A 15,710-nucleotide genomic window follows, 5' to 3' on the forward strand; every position below is an offset into this window, starting at 1 on the left:
GGTCACCGCACGCCCAGTGTGCCCTCCAGGTACTCGCCGCGACACGCCACCCGGGCCAGCTTGCCGCTGGTGGTCCGCGGGATCGCACCTGCGGGCAGGAACCGTAGGTCGGCCACGGTCAATCCGTGCCGGTCGGCCACGGCCGCGCGGATGGCCTCGGTGGCCTCCCGAGGGTCGACGCGGCTGGTGCCCGCCGCGCGTTCGGCGATCACGACCAGCCTGGCTCCGTCACCGTCGCCACTTGGATCGGGGGTGACGGTGAATGCGGTGACGTAACCGCGCCGAACCAGTGGCGAGGCGTCGGCCACCGTGGCCTCGATGTCCTGGGGATAATGGCTGCGACCGTCGATCTGAACCAGGTCGGCCATACGCCCGGTCACGTAGAACTGCCCCTCGAAGTACACCCCGAGATCGCCGGTGCGCAGCCAGGTGGCGTGCTCAGGAAGCCCCTGGGCATGGCTGCCGGAGGCGAGGCGCGAGTGCAGCGAGACCCCGAAAACCTTGCGGGTTTCCTCCGGCCTGCCCCAGTAGCCACGACCGATGTTGTTGCCATGCAACCAGATCTCCCCGACGTGACCGTCCGGCACTTCCGCGGAGAGCCCGTCGGCGGTCGCGGGATCGACGACGACCGCCCACAAACTGCGAGCAGGGTTGCCGCACGATACGTGTGCGACGGCGCCGTCGGCGTGGGCGCTGACGGCAACGGCGCGCCCGCCCGCGAGTTGTTCGCGATCGAAGTAGACCACCGACGCCTGCTCGGCCGGAGCGATCGTCGAGATCAGCAGCGTTGCCTCGGCGATGCCGTATGACGGTTTGAATGCTGTCGGCGGTAACCCATAGGGTGCGAATACCTCGTTGAATGTCGTTATCACCTCAGGGATTACCGGCTCAGAACCGATGATGAGCACCACATTGCTCAGGTCGATGTCCTCCCCCGCTGCGGGAACTCCGCGCTGGGCGGTCCATTCGTAGGCGAAGTTGGGTGCGGCGGTGATCACGCGGCCGTGTTTCGATGCCTCCGACATGGCCCGGATCCACCGTTGTGGGCGACGGATGAACGCGGTCGGCGACATCAACGTCGAGTGCCCGCCATAGACCGCGGGGAATCCGATCATCGACAGACCCATATCGTGATAGAGCGGTAGCCAGCTGAGGCCGTGGGTGTTTCGGTTCAGCAGGTCGATGGACAGGATCATCTGCAGCAGATTGGTGCCGACCGCACGGTGCGTGATCTCCACCCCGACCGGCGGACGGGTCGAACCCGAGGTGTACTGCAGGTGGGAGATGTCGTCGGGATCGACCGGGATCGGGGTGAAATCTGTCCCCACGGAATCGGGTATCTCATCGATGAGCTCCACCCGGGGCCGCACGGACACCGGCATCTTCGCGAGGAACTCCTCTACCGCGGCAGCGCCGGCCCTGGTGGTGAGCACCGTCGTCGGGCGGGAGTCGAGCAGCGCGGTCTCGAGCCGCTCGGCGTGGCCCTGCAATTCCGGCGCGAACAGTGGGACCGCGATGTTGCCCGCCTTGATGGCGGCGAAGAAGCCGACCACATAGTCGAGACCCTGCGGTGCGAGGACGGCGACGCGGTCACCGCGTGCAGCCACCTGCTGCAGCCGTGCCGAGACGGCGCGCAGTCGCACACCCAACTGGGTCCAGGTCAGCTCGACGACCTCTTCCTCGGCGTGGCTGTGATCCAGGTAGCGGTACGCGATCTGGTCGCCGACGTGAGCGATGTTGCGGTCGATCAGCGATATCAGGGTGGTGTCCGGGGGCAGCACGATGCCGCCGTCGGCGTCCAGGCAGTCCTCGATGCGGAGCAGGCCTGCCGGAGCCTCGTACCGAACCTGGGTGCCGCCGCTGTCCATGACCGCAGTCTAGGTCGCGGCACGCTGCAGGCGGGCTCCCAACTGCTCGAACGTGAGGAGCCATCCACTGTGGAAGCTGTCGAATTCCTCTGGCGGCAAAAGGGAATGCTCGATCGACATCAACGTCTGCCCGTCCCCGGCCGGCTCGAATTCGACGTTGACGATGCTGACCACCGTCGGATCGCTCCAGTCCGAGTTGCTCCAGGTGAAGCGCAACACCCGAGGCCGCTCGATGACCAAGAACTGTCCGGTGATCAGCACGCGCGTACCGGAATCGTCGACATCGAACCGCACCAAGCCGCCGACTCGGGGGTCGACATCCACCTCGACGCAGCGCACCGGGCGCGGGCACATCCACTCCCGCAGTGACTCCGGGTCCAGCCATTCGTCGAACACCACGTCGGGAGCCGCGGGCATCAGACGCCGCACGCGGACCGTCGCCGCATCGGTCATCGAGAATCCGCCTTCCGCCGCAACCGTGCGGCCAGCGCATCCGCGCGCGTCGACCAGAAGTCCGTCTGCTCGTTCATCCACTGTTGAGCCATGGTCAACCCGTCCTGTTTGAGCGAGACCCAATGCTCGCGTCCACGGACTTCGCGCTGTACCAGCCCGGCGGCTTCGAGCACACCGATGTGCCGTGAGACGCCGGCGAAGGTCATGGGCAACGGCGCGGCCAGGTCGCTGATGCGGGCATCGCCGTCACGCAGTGCCTCCAGTAGCCGGCGCCGGGTGGCGTCGGCCAGGGCCGAATAGGCGCGGTCCAGAACTTGATCTTCAACCACCTTGTTGACTATAGCCGCGGGCGGTGGTTTGCTCGAGGAAGATTATTCAACTGCTTTGTTGAATGTTTGAACATGTCGCAGCAGCTGACGATGGGAGCAACCGTGCAGAATCCACCGATCGTGCCGGCGCCGGAGTGGCAGGCCGCACTCGATGAAATGCTGGTCAAGGAAAAGGAATTCACCCGAGCACGGGACCGGTTGGCCGCACTGCGCCGACGCATGCCGTGGATGCCGGTGGACAAGGACTATGCGTTCGAAGGCCCCGAAGGCAGCGCAACCCTGATCGACCTGTTCGCCGGGTGCCGTCAGCTGATCGTGTACCGCGCCTTTCTCGATCCGGGCGTGGACGACTGGCCGGAACACGGTTGTGTCGGCTGTTCGTTGATGGCTGACCACATCGGCAACCTGGCCCATCTCAATGCACGCGACACCACCCTGGTCTACGTCTCGCGTGGATCGCAGGACGACATCGCACGGATCAAAGAACGCATGGGGTGGAGCCATCCCTGGTACACCATGATTCCCCGGCCGGGCGCGCAGTTCGATGTCGACTTCGGCGTCGATCAATGGCACGGCACCAACGCATTCATCCGCGACGGCGACCGGGTCTTCCGCACCTACTTCATCAACAACCGGGGTGATGAGGCATTCGTCAACACCTGGAACTTCCTGGACATGACCGCGCTCGGCCGCCAGGAACGCTGGGAGGACTCCCCGGCGGGCTATCCGCAGACCAAGCCCTACGAATGGTGGTCCTGGCACGACACCTACGCCGATCACGAGCCGTCTCGGTGGTTCGGTGACCCGGTCCCCGGCGATACCAACGATCCACGCCCGCCACGTGAGGACTGTGCTGCCTGCGGCGATCACTGACCCACCCCGGGCAGACCCGTAACGGCATTGGAGAAGATGGACGGGTGACGCCATCCCCGCTGACCATCCCCGCTCTACTGCGGCGCAGTGTCGCCGAGTTCGGTGAGTCCGAGTACCTGGTGACTCCGACCGACCGGCTCACCCACCTCGAGGCCGAGCAACGGTCCGCGAACCTGGCGCGGTGGCTGCTGTACCAAGGGGTCGGCAAGGGCAGTCGCGTCGGCCTGTTCTTCCCCAATGGCACCGAGTGGGTCACCTGGTGGCTCGCGGTATCCCGGATCGGGGCGGTGGCAGTGCCGCTGAGCACGCTGTACACCCCCGCCGAAATCGCGAAGGTGTTGCGCCTGGCCGACATCGGGCTGCTCATCGCGCCCAGCACGGTGATCCACATCGACGTCGCTGAGCGTCTGGAAGCAGCGCTGCCCGAACTGGCGGGCCAACCGACGAGCCGACTGGCCCTGCGCGCCGCACCTTATCTGCGTCGCATCGCGCTGGTCGGCGCGGTCGATCGGTCGTGGGCATTGCCCTGCTGCCATCACCACACCGAAATGGTGCCGGTCGACGTGCTGACCGCTGCCGAAGCCGAGGTGTCAGCCGCCGACCTCGCCATCATGGTGCACACCTCCGGGTCCACCGCCGACCCCAAAGGCGTCCTGCACACCCACGGCACACTGGTACGTCAAACCTCAACCTGGCCTGCGGCCATCCGGGCGATCACCGGGACACAAAACGAATCCCGAATCCTGTGCGCCATGCCATTCTTCTGGATCGGCGGACTCCTCGCGGTCACCGGCGCCCTGCACGAGCAGGTCACCCTGGTGGTCATGCCGAAACTGGATCCGGAGATCGCACTGGATCTGGCTGAGCAAGAACGGATCACCGGAATCGTGGGCTGGCCTGCGTTCACGCAGAAGTTGCGCGAACATCCGTCGTTCGCCGACCGCGACCTCAGTAGCGCACCGATGCTGCGCGACGGACCGCTCGACATCGCCATGACCGACGTCCCGGACGGATTTCCGGTGCACCGCACCATGTCCGAGACCGCGGGCGGGTTCGTTTTCACCGACATGGCCATCGTCGACGAACACGGCGCCCCCGTCGCCTCCGGAGACACCGGGGAACTTCTGGTCCGCGGTATCGGGGTCATGGCCGGGTACAACAAGCGCGAACGCTCGGAAACCTTCGACGACGACGGCTGGTATCACACCGGCGACAAGGTCTACCGGCGAGACGGCGATCCCCGGCTGTTCTACGTCGGGCGCACCACCGACCTGATCAAGGCCGCAGGCGCCAACGTCTCGCCGTTGGAAGTCGAGGCAGTGATCGCTGCGTACCCGAACGTGGCGCAATGCGTGGTCGTCGGCGTCGACGATCCACAGCGCGGCGAGGAAGTGTGCGCGGTCGTGGTGCCCAGAGGGGATGTCGACCCGACCACCCTGGCTGCGTACTGCCGCGAACAGTTGTCCGCCTACAAAGTACCAACTCGCTGGGCGCTGACCACCAGCGATCGGATACCCACGCTGTCCAGCGGGAAATTCGACCGGAAAGCCCTGCGGCAGTGGATTATCGACGGGGAGATCACGGCGGCACGTCTGCAGCCGGCGCACCCGGCGGGCTGATCACGCCGCGGTGAATCGCACCGGCATCGAATGAATGCCGTTCATCAGATTCGATCGCACCCTCTCGACCGGACCGGCGACCTCGAGATCCTTCATCCGGCACAGGATTTCGGGAAAAATGGCCGCGGCCTCCACCCGCGCCAGATTGGCGCCGAGGCAGAAGTGCGTCCCCCCGCCCCCAAAAGCCAAATGTGGATTGGGCTTTCGACCGACATCGAACCGGTCCGGATCGGCGAAGTACGCTTGATCGCGGTTGGCCGAGGGGAAGAACATCGCCACCCGCTCCCCTTCTGCGATGCGAACACCGTGCAGCTCGGTATCTTTCGTTGCCGTGCGGGTAAAGGCGGTCACAGGGCTGACATAGCGCAGCATCTCCTCGACCGCGGTTGCCAGCAATTCCGGATCGTCCTGCAGCCGCGCGAGTTGCTCCGGGTGCTCCAACAGCGCCAGCGTGCCCGCCGAGACCAGGTTGCGGGTGGTGTCTCCGCCGGCGTTGATCATCAGCAGGAAGAACGCGTTGAATTCCAGGTCGGTGAGGTGGCGGCCGTCCACCTCGGCGTTGAGCAACGCCGTCGCGATGTCATCGCCCGGTTCGGCGCGCTTACGTTGCGCCAGAGCCGATGCATACTCGAACATCTCCAGCTGCGCGAGCATGACGGTTTCGGTGGCCTCGCCCACGTGCTCCGAATTCATGGTCTCCGTCAAGTGATACAGCCGGCGACCGTCCTCGTGGGAGATACCGAGAAGTTCGGCGATCACAGACGACGGCAATGCGCCGGCGATGTCGGACACGAATTCGCACTCCCCGCGGTCCAGCACCCCACCGACGATCTCTGCGGCCAGGCACCCCAGGCGCTCGCGCAACTGTGCGACGTGCCGCGGCGTGAAGCCCTTGCTGACAAGCGTCCGGAGTGCGCTGTGCCGCGGCGGATCCATCGTCAGCATCATGAGTTCGAGTTGATACGAATTCTCGGGCGCCGGAACGTCGAAGAGCACCCCGGTCCGTTGCGAGGACCACGTCGCGCTGTCCCGCGACACCGCCAGGATCTCGTCGTAGCCGGTAAGCGCCCAGAAGCCCTCGTCGTCGCCGTACGGATGCCATGCGACGGGCGCCCGCCGCCGAAGTTCGGCGAATGCCTCGAACGGCACACCCGCCTCGTACACGGCCGGGTCGGTCAAGTCGACACCGCTGATTCCGACCGCATCGTCGAGCATGCCGTGACGGTAGTGCACTGCGACGTCCGAATCGTCAGAATCGCTCGATCAGGTCACGGAATCCGGTGGCCGACTGCACTACCGCACCCGCATCGCGGATCCGGGTTGCCAGCCCGCTGTCCGACGTCACCACGTTGATCTCGTCCGGTCGAGCAGCAGCCTCGACCAACCGCACGATCTCATCGTCAGCGGAGTTCGTGGCGGCTCGTGGAGCGTGGCCGACCTCGACGACAGCGGATTCGATCGGCGGCGTCGGCGGCGCCTCGAACACCACCGTCACCCGATGTCCGCCTGCCACGGCCCAGCGCTCGAGCCGCTCGACCAAACCCGCCATGGCGCCTCGGCGGTCCTTCCACCAGCCATCGGGCCTCGAGCCGATGACGTTCATGCCGTCCACGATCCAGCGCACCCCACCGACGGTACGGGCACACCGCATGCGGAACCGGCCGAACAAGAGTTGACTGGACTGTCTCAACCGGGCGCAAGCGCGGAGGAAGGAGACCGAGATGGTCGCCGAACCAGGCGGTGGCGTGTCCGCGGAGCCGCCGAAAGCCCGCCACATCCGGTTGACCTCGCACAGCGCTGCCGCGGGCACTCCGACCATCCAGTGGGCGGCGCCGAGTGCTGCCGAGCGTGGTCCGGTGATCGGGACCACCAGCACCCGCGCACACCGCAATGTGATCGGCACGCACAGCGGTTCCTACAGCGTCTACCGGGCATTGGCGGTCGCCGCAGGCGCGCTCTCGCCCGCGCACCGGGCCGATCTGACCAACACGGACCCCACCGATGTGATCGGACCCTACCCGCAGTGGAGCCGACCGGAGACAATCGTCAGCCTCGATCCCTGGGGCGCCATGGTCTCCGAGGCATTCGCCGCCGAACTTGCTGCCGGTTACGACATCCGGCCGACCATCGCCGTCACCAAGGCGCACGTGATCGTGCCCGAGATCGCCGCAGCCATGGCCGCCGGCAGGCTGCACCCGGATGGGCGGGTGCTGCTGGAAAACGGTGCGGCACTTGTGACGAAGGCAGCCATCGAGCCGGTGTGGTTTCTGCCCGGGGTGGCCGCCAGGTTCGGCTGCACCGAAACCGCACTGCGCAGGGTGCTGTTCGAGGAGACCGGTGGTATGTATCCCGAACTCGTCACCCGCGGTGATCTCGAGGTGTTCCTGCCACCGATCGGCGGGCAGACCCTCTACATCTTCGGCGCCCCGCGCGATCTGGCGGACCCGAACGTGGAACTGACGGCACGGGTACACGACGAGTGCAACGGCTCGGACGTCTTCGGCTCCGACATCTGCACGTGCCGGCCCTATCTCACCCATGCGATCGAAGAATGTATCGGCGGCGCCCAGCGCGGCGGCGTCGGTCTGGTCGCCTATTCGCGCAAGGAGGGCCGCGCCTTGGGCGAGGTCACCAAGTTCCTGGTCTACAACGCCCGCAAGCGCCAGGACGGCGGAGACACTGCCGACCAGTACTTCGCCCGCACCGAATGCGTTGCCGGAGTGCAGGACATGCGGTTCCAGGAGCTCATGCCCGACGTCCTGCACTGGCTGGGAGTGCGCAAGATCCACCGCCTGGTGTCGATGAGCAACCTGAAGTACGACGCGATCACCGGGGCGGGAATCGAAGTCGGCGAGCGGGTCAACATCCCCGACGAGCTGATCCCTGCCGACGCCCGGGTCGAGATCGACGCCAAGATGGCCGCCGGGTACTTCACCCCCGGACCGGTGCCCGGTCTCGCCGAACTCAAGATCACCAAGGGTCGCGGGCTGGCCCGATGACCACAGCCCTTGACGGCTCGGCGGCCGTCACCACTCTGCGTACCACCGCTGCGATACGCGAGCGCGCCCAACATCTTCTGCAGCGCGCCCGGTCCGGGGGCTCTCCGTGGTTCCTGGTCGATGACGATGCGCTGGGCCGCGCGTCCGCCGAGGTCGCCGAACTCACCCGCACTCGCTACCCCACGCTGGCAGTCCCCTACCACAGCCGGTGGCGCCATTTCGAGGCAGGCGGGGTGGACCGTCGCGCGGAGTTGACCACGCGCACAACCGATATGGGTAGCGCCGCCTGGGCCCGCTCGATGATCGACCTGGCCGTGGTGAGCGTGCTGCTGGACGCCGGAGCCGGAGCCGACTGGCAGTACACCGAATCCGCGACCGGCCTTCGTCTCACCCGCTCGGAAGGCCTCGGGGTGGCCAGCTGGCATGCCTTCTGCGGTGGGTTGTTCTCCAGCGACGCCGACGATCCGTTGCGCGTCGACGCCGCCGCGTTACACCGGCTCGACGTCGACAGTCTGGCCGCCGCCTTCCAGGTGAGTGCCGGCAATCCGTTGGTCGGGCTTGGTGGCCGGGTTCAGTTGCTGCGAAGGCTGGGCCGGGTATTGGCCACGCGCCCCGAGATATTCGGCTCGCACGGCCGTCCCGGTGGACTGTTCGACACAGTGGCCGGTCCGACCGTCGCGGCCCATGACCTGCTCGTGACATTGTTGAACACGCTGTCTGCAGTGTGGCTCACCGGCAACGCCATCGGTGGACAACCGCTCGGCGACTGCTGGCGGCACCGGGCGGTCGGCGGCCACGGTCTGTCCCACGGATGGATGCCGTTCCACAAGCTGTCCCAGTGGCTGACGTATTCACTTCTGGAACCGTTCGAGTGGGCGGGTGTGGCGGTGACCGACCTTGACGCGCTGACCGGGTTGCCCGAGTACCGCAACGGCGGTCTGCTGCTGGATACCGGCGTGTTGCGGCTACGTGATCCCGCACTGGCGGACCGGAACTGGCGGGTGGACGACGAGTTCGTGGTCGAGTGGCGGGCGCTGACCGTCGCACTGCTCGACGAATTGGCACCGCTGGTCCGCAAGGATCTGGCGGCCCCGCGACTGCCGCTGGCCTGTGCACTGGAGGGCGGAACCTGGGCGACGGGCCGGGCATTGGCCGCACGTCTGCGCGACGGCCGCCCTCCGTTGTCGATCGTCAGCGACGGCACCGTCTTCTAGGAGGACATATGGCCAACCTGCATGTCATCGATCACCCCCTGGTCCAGCACAAGCTGACTCTTATGCGTCAGAAAGATGTGTCCACCAAGGGTTTTCGCCAACTTCTCAACGAGATCTCGATGCTGATGAGCTATGAGGTGCTCCGTGACATCCCGGTACGCGACATCGATATAGAGACACCCCTGGAATCCACCACGGGTGCGGTGATCGATGGCAAGAAACTGGTGTTCGTTTCCATTCTGCGGGCCGGCAGCGGCATCCTTGACGGCATGCTCGGCGTGATGCCGAATGCCAGGGTCGGCCACATCGGCCTGTACCGCGATCCGAAGACTCGAGTGGCGGTGGAATATTACTTCAAGCTCCCGGGCGACTTGCGCGAACGCGATGTGGTGGTCGCCGATCCCATGCTGGCCACCGGCAATTCGGCTGTCGCCGCCATCGACCGGATCAAAGAATACGAGCCGCGATCGATCAAGTTCGTCTGCCTGTTGACATGTCCGGAGGGAGTGGCGACGCTGCACGAGGCACACCCCGAGGTGCCGATCTACACCGCAGCGCTCGACCGGGAACTCGACGAGCGGGGCTATATCCGTCCCGGGGTGGGCGACGCCGGCGACCGCATCTTCGGAACCAAATGACAACGCACCGTTGGGGTCTGGGCGCATTCTTCATCGTCGAGGCCGTCTATCTCCTCGCCTCGGCAGCTTTCGGCATATTGGCACCCGCCGGTGCCCCGCCCGCCTGGCTGATCACCTTGGCGATCGGGGTGCCCACCCTGGCCGCCGCGACGCTGGCCATCGCGATCGCAGCATGGCGTGGCAACGGCCCCCGTCTCGACTTTCGGTGGCAATGGTCCTGGCGCGCCGTCGGTCTGGGGTTGGCCTTCGGCGTCGGCGGGCTGTTCGTCACGCTACCGGCCGCGTTGCTCTACCAGTCGATCCTCGGGCCGGACGCGACATCGGCCGTGGGAGCCGTCTACCAAGGAGTGCGGACATCTTGGCCCTTGGCGGTAACTGTGCTGGTTCTGGTCGCCGTCATCGCCCCGATCTGCGAAGAGGTGGTGTATCGCGGACTGCTGTGGGGAGCGCTCGAACAACGTTGGGGGCGGATCACCGCCGCGGTGGTGTCCACACTGGTGTTTGCGCTGGCTCACCTGGAACCGCAGCGGGCCCCGTTGCTGTTGGTGGTGGCAATTCCCATTGCGTTGGCCCGGCTGTTCTCCGACAGTCTGTGGGGCGGGATCATCGCGCATCAAGTGACCAACCTGCTGCCGGGCATCGTGATGATGTTCAGCCTGCTGGGAATGATGCCGACCGGTTGAGGTGCTAGCGCTTGCGATCTCGCACCTTGTAGGTCGAGGGCCACGACATGCGGGATTCGTCGCCCACCAACGGGGTTCCCGATCCGCCGACCCGGACGTCGTACGCTTCCTGCCCGGCGCCGACCTCGCGGTTGGCATGCTCCTGGGCCAGGTAGTAGAGCTGGTCGATCTCGGCCTCGGAGAACGCCACGAACGTGGTCTTGCGGACGATGTCGTTCATGCCCGCGGTCATCCGGTCGGGCAGGACGCGGGAGGCCAGTGCCGCCAGACCCAGCAGGGTGAACGGGATGACCCAGTAGCAGGTGAACGACAGCGGCGTCTTGGTGTCCAGGATCGTGGCGTCCCCCTGCACGATGGGAGGGATCGCAGCGGAGATCGTCATCCCGGCGAATGCGCCGACCCAGATCCAGGTCAGGATCTTGACAATCCTTTGGAACAGATCGCTTTCCACGACACCGGGTGGTTGGCCTGCCGCGGCGAACTCCATCACAAACGGCTTGCCGATCAGCTGACCGATCAAGGCGACCAGGAAGATACCTGCGGTACTCAACGGCTGTATCCAGCGCTCCATGACGTCCTGGCTCAGCACCAGCGTCAAGATCGTGAGCACCACGAAGGTCGCGAGTGCACCGACCTCCAGGGTGCGCCCCGGCGACCCGGAGATCCTGCTGATGACGAAGGTGGCGATGGCCGTCGCCAATGCCACCAGCACCGCAACCAAAAACGGCACGTTGCCGACCAGTACCCAATAGATGATCCACGGCGCGAAGCCAAACAGGATGCCCACGAGCGCCCAGTCTAGGGGCTTACCGTTGATGCGACGGCAACTACCCGGCTCGGCGTCAGTCCTCGCTCTGCCTGGTGTTGCGGCGCCACTCAGAGATCTTGCGGCCCATCGAGTCGGCCACACTGGTCGCGGCTTGTCCCACCCCGTCGACGACACCACCCAAGCCATCCCGGATGCCCCGGACCAACGGGTCGTCCGACTGATCGAAACCGTCCTTGTAGTGGCGTGCCGCCGCACTGACATCGTCGGCCCAGCTCGCAGTGGCATCGTCGGACCGCCGGGGGTAGTTGCCGGCCATGATCGCGCCATATCCGCCGGTATCGACCCACTTGGTCAGGTCAGCCGCCCGAAGCACCGAGAAGGGATGCGTCTGCAACTCCAGGTTGAGCAGTTTGAGCACGCCGTCGCGCATGTCTCCGGTCGCGTCATAGTCGCGGGCCTGGGCCAGGAACGCCTGCGAGTCGAGTTTGTCGAGGTGCCGGCCCGCCGCCAATTTCAACTCGACCCGAATCGCCATGTCGAAGTCCTGCCCGCACAGCAGTCCCGCCCGATCCCCCGAAAGTTCGGATTTGCGTTGCCATTCCTGCAAGGCCGCGACGATTGCCCGCAACGCCCAGCCACCGATCGGGACGAAGCCGAACGATGAGGCCAACCGCAGCAGATGATGGAGCATCGTGCGGTAGACCGCGTGGCCGCTGAGCGCATGGCCCAGTTCGTGACCGATGACGAAGCGCATCTCGTCATGTGTCATCAGCTCGTACATGCCCGAGGTGATGACGATGAACGGGTCCTCCATGCCGATGCAGTACGCGTTGGCTTCCGGCGACTGGACGATGAACAACTCCGGTCGCACCGGAGCGTCGAGCACCTGTACGCATTCGTCGAGCAACGCATCGAGATCGGCGAACTGCCGCGGCCCCACCCGGGCGGAACTGGCCAGATAGAGCAACCGGTGCTTGCGCTCGCGCAGCATGCCGGACAGCACCTTGAGAACCTGATCGAATCCCTTGAGCCGGCGCAACGCGGTCAGCGCAGTCCGGTCCGCCGGATGTTCCCAAGCGCGCGAACTGATGCCGGGAAATACGGTCCGCGTGGTCGCTGGTGTCTGATCCATCGGTGCGCTGCGCCCTTCGTCGTCTACAGCACAAAGCCTACGGAGGGTTGAGCCACTGCGGACGCACGAATATCAGGCGTCAGGCGATGATGCGGACCAGATAGGGCGTCATGCCCTCGCCGCGCACCGGGGTGACCGCGACAGCGGGCTCGGTGCCCTGAATCATCTGGTTGTTGCCGAGGTAGAGCGCCACGCTCTGAGTGCCCTCCGGGCCGTAGAAGATCAGATCGCCGGGCAGGGCCTGGGACGGCAGTACCTTCTGCCCCACCTTGTACTGTTCGCCCGAGGAACGCGGCATCTTCACCCCGGCCCCGGCGAAGGCGTAGACGATCAAGCCGGAGGCGTCGAACCCGACCACATTCGACGAGGGGTCGGGCATCGCCGCGACACCCGGGGTGGTGAGTACGGGTGCCTGCACTGCCGGGGTGGACAGGCCCGGTGTCAAACCGCCGCCCGCCGCGAGCGGCGGGGTCACCGGCGTCCCCCCCGGAGCGGGCACGGTGCGGGCGATACCGCGGGTCGGCCCATTGACATCGCCGCCGCCATAACTGAAGGGCACGCCGCGCTGTGACATCGCGCGCGCGATCACGAGATCGACAAAGCGCTGGTTGCCAGACGGCCGTTCGATCGGTGCGGCGCCGGCCAGTCCGGGAGCCGCTACCAGACATGCCAGACTGAACAGAAGGGCAAAGGTACGTCTCATCGAACATCAACTCTCTCGACCACCAAAAGTTGGCCTCGACTGCTGGTCGTCGTCAGTCGAGTCAACCATTTGTACCGCTCAGCCGAGAGTCTGCCCAATTTGCATGGGGCACAAGCCCGATCAGATGCAGGAACGTGACCGAACGGTTACGGAACCGGCCGTGGCGGCGAAAACCATTGCGGTGCAGAAGTTGCCGACGGACACCACAACGGCTGTCCGCCACCTGAGACCATGGTGTGCATGCACCCCGATGCGAACCCGCAATCCTGGTCAGCCAGTCTCTGGGAGGCGATCGAGCCGACGTTCAGCGCAATCCTGGCGCATCCGTTCCTGACCGGTCTCACCGACGGCAGCCTCGACGACAGCGCATTTGCCCATTACGTGGCGCAGGACGCGCATTACCTGCGTGACTATGCCCGCGCGTTGGCCGTCGTCGGCGCCAAGGCCCCCACGCTGGCCGATACCGCGATGTTCTCCCGGCATGCCGCGGAGATCTTCGACGTCGAACTTGGCTTGCACAACGAATTGCTGCCCGAACTCGGGCTGGACGTCGAGGCTCTGAACGCGACGCCGGTCGCGCCGACCACGCGCGCCTACACGAGCTATCTGCTGGCGGCCGTCTACGGCGGAACCTTCGCCGAGGGGCTGGCCGCGGTGCTTCCCTGTTACTGGATCTACGCCCGGGTCGGGGCCGCGTTGCTGGAACAGGGTTCGCCGGATCCGCGCTATCAGCGTTGGATCGACAGTTACGGTGGCGAGGAATTCGCCGCCACGGTGGCCGAGGTGCTCGATCTGACCGATCGGCTGGGACCGACGCTGGGCGGGACGGACGAAGCCGCCGCACGAGCCCATTTCGTGGTCACGGCGAAATATGAGTGGATGTTCTTCGATGCGGCCCATCGCCGCGAGCAGTGGCCGATCTAGCGGCCCTCCCTCACCGGCGCCAGGCGCCGGTGGGGGGCGGAGTCGGCTACCTGAACTATTTGAGCGCGGCCAGCGCGGCGTCGTAGTCCGGCTCCTGGGCGATCTCGGGCACCAGTTCGGTGTAGGCCACGTTGCCGTCGGCGCCGATCACCACGACGGCGCGACCCAGCAGCCCGGCCATCGGGCCATCGGCCAGCGCGATTCCGTAATCCTCACCGAAGCTGTCGCGGAAGGCCGACGCGGTGGTGACGTTCTCGATGCCCTCGCCGCCGCAGAAACGCTTCTGCGCGAACGGCAGGTCCTTGGACACGCACAGCACGGCCGCGCCGGCTCCGGCGGCACGCTCGTTGAAAGTACGCACGCTGGTGGCGCACACCGGGGTGTCGACCGACGGGAAGATGTTCAGCAGCACTGCCTTGCCCGCGAACTGATCGTTGGTGACGGCGCCGAGGTCGGTGCCGACGAGCGAAAAGCTGGGGGCCGGGCTACCGACTGCGGGCAGTTCGCCGACGGTGTTGATGGGGTTTCCGCGCAAGGTTATCTGTGCCATGGAGCACAGTCTGTCAAAACCGGATGTCCCGCGGGCCGCCCGGGGTGCGACGATGGTGGCGATGATCGATCTGCCCGACGCGGTGCGCGCGATGGGCACGCGGGGTCCGCAGTGGCAATCCTGGGTAGATGGTCTGCCGAGACAGGTTCGCAACCACCTCACCGAATGGGAGTTGCGCGCCGACGGGACCGCCCTGCACGGGTATTGCTCGCTTGTCCTGCCGGTTCAGACGGCCGACGGTGGACCCGCGGTTCTCAAGGCCGCCTACCCGGACGACGAATCCAAACACGAACACTTGGCGCTGCGCCGGTGGAAAGGCGAAGGGGCAGTGCGGTTGCTGCGCGCCGACCCACACCGCAGGATCATGTTGCTGGAACGACTGGAGCAACGAAACCTCAACGAGCTCTGGGATATCGAGGCCTGTGAGATCGTCGCCGGGCTCTACGGCCGCATACATGTGCCGGCCCTGCCCCAGCTGCGGTCACTGGCCGAATGCACCGCGCGCTGGACCGCCGATTTGACCCAGCTCCCCCGCAATGCCCCGGTGCCGCGCCGGCTGGTGGAGCAGGCGATCGCCCTCGGCGGGGATCTGGTCACCGATCCGGCGGCTACCGGCACCCTGATCCACGGCGACCTGCACTATGAGAACGTTCTCGCCGCTGACCGCGAGCCGTGGTTGGTGATCGATCCCAAGCCGCTGAACGGCGACCCGCACTACGAGGTCGCGCCGATGCTGTGGAATCGCTGGGACGAACTGGCCGGATACGTTCGCGAGGGCGTCCGGCGGCGGTTGTCGGCCCTGGTCGACGCCGCCGGCCTGGATGCCGACCGGGCCCGAGCCTGGGTGATCGTGCGGATGCTGCACAACGCGATGTGGGAGCTGACCGAGGCAGCTGAACCCGACGTGGACTGGTTGACCACCTGTGTGGCGATCGCAAAGGCCGTGCAGGATTGAG

17 protein-coding genes are annotated in these 15,710 nt (G+C 66.1%); 8 read left to right on the plus strand and 9 right to left on the minus strand.

What is annotated here, in order from left to right; genetic code table 11:
• Positions 1-2: 2 nt before the first annotated feature.
• From E0T84_RS04085 to E0T84_RS04095, 3 genes are read right to left on the minus strand one after another with little or no spacing between them, the layout of a single operon-like run.
• Entirely contained in the window at positions 3-1,868 is a 1,866-nt protein-coding gene (locus E0T84_RS04085; RefSeq protein ID WP_138743821.1) for a fatty acyl-AMP ligase, read from the minus strand.
• A gap of 9 nt (positions 1,869-1,877) precedes the next feature.
• Entirely contained in the window at positions 1,878-2,321 is a 444-nt protein-coding gene (locus E0T84_RS04090) for an SRPBCC domain-containing protein (RefSeq protein ID WP_075909707.1), read from the minus strand.
• Complete coding sequence (locus E0T84_RS04095) at positions 2,318-2,650, minus strand: helix-turn-helix transcriptional regulator (RefSeq protein ID WP_070945355.1); 333 nt, start codon at positions 2,648-2,650, stop codon at positions 2,318-2,320. The genes E0T84_RS04090 and E0T84_RS04095 overlap by 4 nt, the downstream gene beginning before the upstream one ends.
• Before the next feature lie 102 nt (positions 2,651-2,752).
• Here E0T84_RS04095 and E0T84_RS04100 point away from each other — a divergent pair, with 102 nt between their 5' ends.
• Both E0T84_RS04100 and E0T84_RS04105 read left to right on the plus strand, forming a co-directional pair.
• On the plus strand, positions 2,753-3,523 hold the full coding sequence (locus E0T84_RS04100) for a DUF899 domain-containing protein (RefSeq protein WP_138743868.1): 771 nt from the start codon (positions 2,753-2,755) through the stop codon (positions 3,521-3,523).
• A gap of 44 nt (positions 3,524-3,567) precedes the next feature.
• Positions 3,568-5,142, plus strand: coding sequence for a class I adenylate-forming enzyme family protein (locus E0T84_RS04105; RefSeq protein ID WP_138743822.1), 1,575 nt, complete (start codon positions 3,568-3,570; stop codon positions 5,140-5,142).
• Here E0T84_RS04105 and E0T84_RS04110 read toward each other — a convergent pair whose 3' ends face one another.
• Together E0T84_RS04110 and E0T84_RS04115 are read right to left on the minus strand one after the other, a co-directional pair.
• Entirely contained in the window at positions 5,143-6,357 is a 1,215-nt protein-coding gene (locus E0T84_RS04110) for a cytochrome P450 (protein ID WP_138743823.1), read from the minus strand. It abuts the gene before it with no gap.
• Between the two features lie 34 nt (positions 6,358-6,391).
• Complete coding sequence (locus tag E0T84_RS04115) at positions 6,392-6,766, minus strand: NYN domain-containing protein (RefSeq protein WP_171054900.1); 375 nt, start codon at positions 6,764-6,766, stop codon at positions 6,392-6,394.
• Positions 6,767-6,863: 97 nt separating this feature from the next.
• Between E0T84_RS04115 and E0T84_RS04120 the strand changes: the two genes are divergently transcribed.
• Genes E0T84_RS04120 through E0T84_RS04135 form a run of 4 tightly spaced genes read left to right on the plus strand, consistent with a single transcriptional unit; the run spans position 6,864 to position 10,676 of the window.
• Positions 6,864-8,141, plus strand: a complete 1,278-nt coding sequence (locus E0T84_RS04120; protein ID WP_138743825.1) for a GTP cyclohydrolase II — start codon at positions 6,864-6,866, stop codon at positions 8,139-8,141.
• Positions 8,138-9,355, plus strand: a complete 1,218-nt coding sequence (locus tag E0T84_RS04125; protein ID WP_138743826.1) for a URC4/urg3 family protein — start codon at positions 8,138-8,140, stop codon at positions 9,353-9,355. Before E0T84_RS04120 ends, E0T84_RS04125 begins: the two co-directional genes overlap by 4 nt.
• A gap of 8 nt (positions 9,356-9,363) precedes the next feature.
• Positions 9,364-9,993, plus strand: coding sequence for a uracil phosphoribosyltransferase (upp, locus tag E0T84_RS04130; RefSeq protein WP_138743827.1), 630 nt, complete (start codon positions 9,364-9,366; stop codon positions 9,991-9,993).
• The gene (locus E0T84_RS04135; protein ID WP_138743828.1) at positions 9,990-10,676 is read left to right on the plus strand and encodes a CPBP family intramembrane glutamic endopeptidase; all 687 of its coding nucleotides are present in this window, start codon (positions 9,990-9,992) and stop codon (positions 10,674-10,676) included. Before upp ends, E0T84_RS04135 begins: the two co-directional genes overlap by 4 nt.
• 4 nt (positions 10,677-10,680) lie before the next feature.
• Here the strand turns inward: E0T84_RS04135 and E0T84_RS04140 are convergent, their stop codons facing one another.
• The 3 genes from E0T84_RS04140 to ripD form a co-directional block, all read right to left on the minus strand.
• Entirely contained in the window at positions 10,681-11,463 is a 783-nt protein-coding gene (locus E0T84_RS04140) for a hypothetical protein (RefSeq protein WP_070188055.1), read from the minus strand.
• Between the two features lie 55 nt (positions 11,464-11,518).
• Positions 11,519-12,577 (minus strand): M48 family metallopeptidase, encoded by a 1,059-nt coding sequence (locus tag E0T84_RS04145; RefSeq protein WP_070188054.1) that lies wholly within the window; start codon positions 12,575-12,577, stop codon positions 11,519-11,521.
• Positions 12,578-12,656: 79 nt separating this feature from the next.
• Positions 12,657-13,280 (minus strand): NlpC/P60 family peptidoglycan-binding protein RipD, encoded by a 624-nt coding sequence (gene ripD, locus E0T84_RS04150; protein ID WP_138743829.1) that lies wholly within the window; start codon positions 13,278-13,280, stop codon positions 12,657-12,659.
• A gap of 240 nt (positions 13,281-13,520) precedes the next feature.
• Here ripD and tenA point away from each other — a divergent pair, with 240 nt between their 5' ends.
• Entirely contained in the window at positions 13,521-14,204 is a 684-nt protein-coding gene (tenA, locus tag E0T84_RS04155) for a thiaminase II (protein ID WP_070945396.1), read from the plus strand.
• Positions 14,205-14,259: 55 nt separating this feature from the next.
• Here the strand turns inward: tenA and tpx are convergent, their stop codons facing one another.
• A complete protein-coding gene (gene tpx / locus E0T84_RS04160; protein WP_070945351.1) occupies positions 14,260-14,754 on the minus strand; it encodes a thiol peroxidase in 495 nt (164 codons plus the stop codon).
• Positions 14,755-14,815: 61 nt separating this feature from the next.
• On the opposite strand from tpx, the gene E0T84_RS04165 reads away from it, so the two are divergent.
• Complete coding sequence (locus E0T84_RS04165) at positions 14,816-15,709, plus strand: aminoglycoside phosphotransferase family protein (RefSeq protein ID WP_138743869.1); 894 nt, start codon at positions 14,816-14,818, stop codon at positions 15,707-15,709.
• Position 15,710: the final 1 nt, after the last annotated feature.

Source organism: Mycobacterium sp. DBP42 (assembly GCF_005924235.1).
GTDB lineage: Bacteria > Actinomycetota > Actinomycetes > Mycobacteriales > Mycobacteriaceae > Mycobacterium > Mycobacterium syngnathidarum.